The organism is Rhizobacter sp. P3_B12 (assembly GCF_056402895.1).
Map to the genome: position 1 here is coordinate 1 of NZ_JBFUGN010000665.1, position 4,896 is coordinate 4,896.

Annotated in this window: 2 protein-coding genes and 3 pseudogenes; 2 read left to right on the top strand and 3 right to left on the bottom strand. The window is 60.5% G+C overall.

Annotation, left to right across the window (positions count from 1 at the left end; genetic code table 11):
* A pseudogene (locus AC1D01_RS25750) lies at positions 1 to 168 on the bottom strand (IS5/IS1182 family transposase); the annotation flags it as partial.
* Between the two features lie 167 nt (positions 169 to 335).
* Here AC1D01_RS25750 and AC1D01_RS25755 point away from each other — a divergent pair.
* Complete coding sequence (locus AC1D01_RS25755) at positions 336 to 2,090, top strand: hypothetical protein (RefSeq protein WP_477871417.1); 1,755 nt, start codon at positions 336 to 338, stop codon at positions 2,088 to 2,090.
* 256 nt (positions 2,091 to 2,346) lie between these two features.
* Positions 2,347 to 2,661: pseudogene (locus tag AC1D01_RS25760) on the top strand (H-NS histone family protein); the annotation flags it as partial.
* 827 nt (positions 2,662 to 3,488) lie between these two features.
* On the opposite strand, the pseudogene AC1D01_RS25765 reads toward AC1D01_RS25760, so the two are convergent.
* Together AC1D01_RS25765 and AC1D01_RS25770 are read right to left on the bottom strand one after the other, a co-directional pair.
* A pseudogene (locus AC1D01_RS25765) lies at positions 3,489 to 4,127 on the bottom strand (metallophosphoesterase family protein); the annotation flags it as partial.
* Positions 4,128 to 4,589 (bottom strand): hypothetical protein, encoded by a 462-nt coding sequence (locus AC1D01_RS25770; RefSeq protein WP_477871419.1) that lies wholly within the window; start codon positions 4,587 to 4,589, stop codon positions 4,128 to 4,130.
* Positions 4,590 to 4,896 lie beyond the last annotated feature (307 nt).

Sequence of the window (4,896 nt, forward strand, 5' to 3'; positions counted from 1 at the left end):
GCCGATCGGTGGGCGACCGACGCGGCCGCTGCGCGGATAGTGCGGCTCGATCAAGCCGCACAGCGCCGACCACGGCACCACGCGCTCCATCTCGCCCAGGAACTTCTCGCGCCTCGTCTGGCGCTTCTTGCCCGCGTACTCCAGGCTCGCAAAGCTCGTCTGTTTCATGCAACCATCCTCGCTGTCCACGCCTCGTTCGGCCATCGAGATCTGCCCGAATAAATCAGCGGTTCCCTAAAGCGATGGTGGAAACGTTACAGCCCGATTGCGGCGTGGGCGGCGCAGCGCGGGCTCGATAGACTCTCGCAACGTGAATCAGACGCTCGAACGATGTGATGGACGATATTAACGCCCAGGGACTATCCGATGCAAAAAAAAAGCGCCTTCTTGTGCTTGCATTGGACCGCTCGGTCGCGCCTGGCAGCACACTGCCAGCACTGAAATTCCGAGTCGAGCATCACTCGGACATCTCGTCTCTCGACGAACTCGAACGAGAAGGCATGCTGAAGCGCGACGGTGGCAACTACATCGTGTCCGCTGCAGCACTACCTCAGGTAGGCTCCCCAAAGGCAATCCTTTTGCTCGGGCAGATCGAGCTGCTCTATGGCGCCCTGCGTCGTCGCTACTTTCGTGATCAAGACCGCCAGGTGCCCGTGGTGTCATTGGCCGATGAAGTCGGAATGTCTCGAGCAATCGTCGACGAGGCCCTTCAACGGATGCGGGACGTTTCGATCTGGTGCGCGGGCGGCAGCACCGACCTGCGCTTGGTGGATGCGTTCGTGACGCCGGCGGAGGCGATTCTCCAGTACGAGACGTACGGCGCGCTCCTTGAACAAGTCCGGAGGTGGAGTAACCCACCGGTAGTGTCGCCGCTGCAAGCTTTACTCATCGATCAGCAGGAGAGGGAGTCTTCTGGCCCAATAGTCGCGCTTGACGTAGAACGCGAGCTTTCGCCGAGCCAAGCAAAGGGTCTCTTCGCAGCACTCGAAGGGCTGGAAGCCTTGCGCATCAAGCCGAACGACTACCTAGACGACCCAGAGCCGCGCGCCTTCATCGACAACGTCCTGACAGGCATGCTGAAGACGCTGAAGGCCTACTGCGACTCCATCGGATGGCCTCGGCTTGCAAAGCAATTGGCGGATCTGATCCCGCAGCGGGGAGGCGCGCTGGAGGACATCGATCTCATTCAGGGTTTTATCGTGCCAGAGGTTCGCCGGCTTGCTATTGTGCGTATCCCGGAACCGACACCGCAGGTGCAAGTGCCGGCGCCGGTGACAATGTCTACGACTACGAACTCACCTGCTGATTTTCTTGCTGCATGGCCAGCCGTGCGCGCATGCCTCCAAGAGTTGATCTTCTACGACATCAAGGAAGTCACTGGCTTGGGTGGCCTCGACGTCACGACACTCGCTCACCTTGATCAGAAGCAGCAAGGGGGCGCCTCGAAAGGTCAGCTCATGACCGCGGTGGACCGGCAGTACGCCAAGATGCTACCGAGCGCTCGAGAGAAGTTCCTGACTATCATCATCGAAGAGGTCCTGCGTCGTAGGCCTCAATCTCAAGAGAAATTGTCGGAGTACCTGGATCGGCTGGGGTGGTCGTTTGTCGATCAGACGCTCGTTCCCATCCAGGTGCTGAGCCCTCAAACGCTCGATGACACGCCCGGGGAGTGTCGGAAGGACCTCTTGAAGGCAGCGCAGCGATTCAGAGACGGTGATCTGTCCGGCGCGATCTCTGCAGCATGTGGAGCCGTGGACTCGGCGACCGCGATGGTCTACAGGCAGATGAGTCTCGGCGATCCCGCCGACGCCTCATTCCAGGAGGCGTGCAAGAAGGCGGCACAGGCAAAGGGCGTACTGACCACTCTCGACGAGCAGCTCAAAGAACTCGGTTGGCCGCAGTCCGAGATCGTGCCGTTCCACAAGAACCTCGAGGGTGCATTGAATCAAGGGGCCTACGTGATGCAGACGCTGCGTTCCAAGATGGGGGATGTGCACGGTTCCAAGCCCATCCTTCGATCAGTAGTCTTCGACTGCCTGCGGTGGGCAGAGCTAATTGTTGGATCGCTGGTGGCCAGAGAACTCGGCTGACTTGGTCTAGTGTGGTGCGTCGTTCCGTTCTTACTTGTCCTTGCCCAAGTGCCGCTGAAGTTCCTGGACCTTTCCAACGTCCGCATCGAGGCGGCCAGCGGACGGTGGCAGGCTTCCGAGTGATAGACCGCAACCGCTGGCATAGCAGACCTTGGCCTTGGGCAGGGCGCTTGTCGACTTCACAGCGGCCCGCTGGCGCTAAGCATCAAATCGAGGCGAGAATGGCCCATTCCGATACTTCGTTGGAAACATATTCATGAAGACCTATGCATCGCTAAAGGCTCAGATTGTCAAGTTGGAACGGGAGGCCGAGAAACTGCGGAAAGCGGAAGTGGCCGGCGTTATATCAAGAATCAAGGAAGCCATTGCCGCCTACGGATTGACGCATGAGGATCTGGGTCTGGCGCGGAGCCTCGAAAGACGGGCGGCCGTCAAGGGTCGACGCGAGGCCAAGATCACTGTCGGAGCGCCCAAATACAGGGATCCGAAGTCTGGCAAGACATGGACTGGGCGAGGCAAGCCTCCGAATTGGATTGTTGGTGTGAAGAACCGCAACCGGTTCCTGATCGATGCTTCGGGATCTCCGTCGAGTGTTGAGTCTTCCAACGAACCAACGAAGCGCAAGCGACGCGTTTCTCGAAAGGCGTCAACGCCAGCCGCTCAGTCCGCCGCAGTACAGATTGAGGGTGGCGTGGGCACGCAGTAGAAGTGGCGACCTGGCACGCAGCGCGTCGAGCGCTCATCCGGAGCATTTGCCTTCGGTGCCGACCAGTTAGCAAATCTGCACAGTGCAGTCGATCTCTACGCCGAGCGCGTGATTGGCAGCGACACGCGCTGAACGACGATGAGTAGTCGTAAGCGGTCGATCAACCACGCCCTTGTGCGAAGCGAGCGGGATGTGTCAGGTCAACCGGCGACTGAAGCGCGAGGTGCGGCAGGAGGCCTGAGCAAGCAGGCGATGCGCAACGAGAGCCATACGAGGGCCGCCGCTATAGGCTAGCCAAGTACCCGCAGGTACCGCAGGTTCATCCTCAGGTTGTGCCCGGCGCCGCACAGGACGGCGTGCATCGCGTCACTGAGTTCGCCGTGCAGCCAGTTTGCCGCCGAACGCACTGCCTCTCTTCGCCCAGTGCGTCGCGTTGCGCGCATGACGGTGGATGTCGACGGCCTGTTCCACCGCGTCGTAGTCCACGCCAGCCGGCCGGATCGGCCGTGCGACGAGCTCGAGGTGGAATCGCCGAACACGAGGAGCCTCATTCTGATGCCCCCAGTTGTCGCCGACGTACATCGTCGATCTCGCCCGGCACGACAACCTCCCATCGGCCGTCGGGCCACAGCGCCGAGACGCCGCGCAGTCCTACCCCAGTATCCAGAGCTGTCCTGGTTGTCGTGATGATGTCCGTGGACCGCGTATCGCGCACCGAGAAAGTCTGCCAGCTCGTCGATGGCTCGGAAGCCCGTTCCCTTGCCGCTGAAGTCGCAGTGGTAGGAAGGTGCCTCGTGCGTCACCAGAATGTCCGCCTGCATTTCTGCCAAGGCGTCGTACTCCTCTTCGAAGATGCTGGCCCAGTGCTTGTGGTGCACCTGAGGAGCCGCGGCATTGTACGGATTGAAACGGTACTGTCGCGGGGTCACGCGCTCGAGATCCAGTCGAGAGTAGTACGTTGATCGGCCTCCGTTCTTGTCTCCGACCATCGGGTACCACACATCGCCCCTGAACACGCCGGCGAGGCCGGCCAAGCGTAGGCCTCCTTTCAGCGTAACCACGCGTCCGTGTACGTTGTGCGGCTCCGTGTTCCGGTTCCAGACGCGGCGGGCTAACACCTGGCTGTCGGCATCGTGGTTGCCTGCAACGAAGTACCACTCGATGCCGTCCTGTTGCAGCGAAGCCATCACCTCTTCAAGAGGGCAGGAAGGCTCCATGTCCCCGAGAAGAACGACGTTCGACGCACGGGTGCGACGCGCGCTCTCGAGGATTTGATGAAATCGGGAATGCGGATCCCCGCAGAACAGGATGGGGCGTGAAATGGGCGGCATCTACATGCAGATCCGGGCGACGAGGCGTCGCTCACCAACGATCGGCGCTTCATCACTCGGAAACGTGCCGTAGAACTGGGCTCCGTATGCGTCCTCCAGGATCACAACCTGTTCGTCCGATGAGGCGTTGAGCGCAGTCCATACGCTTCGAATGTCACGAACCGCCCAACCGTTGCCATCCGGCTGCGGCACGACTTGCTGCAAGGAGGCAACCGCCTGCTGTGTCGGCGGCGACGTCTGGGTAGCTTGCGTCAACGCCTGCGGGGTGATCAACTCAATGAGGTCGTTGTCCCAGCTGCAGCAAACGGAACGCAAGCAGCTGTTCTCACCCTCGCGGATCAGGTACGTGACGATGAACCAAGGTAGCTGAAGCGAGAGTTCGACTGTCCGGTAGTAGCTGGACCCGGGCGAGCGAAGGAGCGGAGGGACGGGAAATTCGAACGATTTGTGGCAGACAAACATCGGCTGAAGAGCGCTGCCGGACTCGGTCCAGCAGCTGAGTTTTTTATAACCAGAAGTATCTGCAGTCGCTCGAGATCTGGCGAGCTCGTTGCCCTTTGTGCTACCGCGCAGCCTGTGGTTAGATTCCCTTTCCGAATACGYGACGGGTACGGCTAGTCTGGCTGGCTAAGGGTCGCCATGTTCAAGTCTCTAAACAGCCGTCATCAGCAAATCTTCCTGGAGCTTCTGCGGAGCAACCGCGAGTCCGTCAAGCTGCGCCAAGCCGACCTGGCGCAGCGGCTTGGCCGCGGCCAAGCCACGGTTAGCA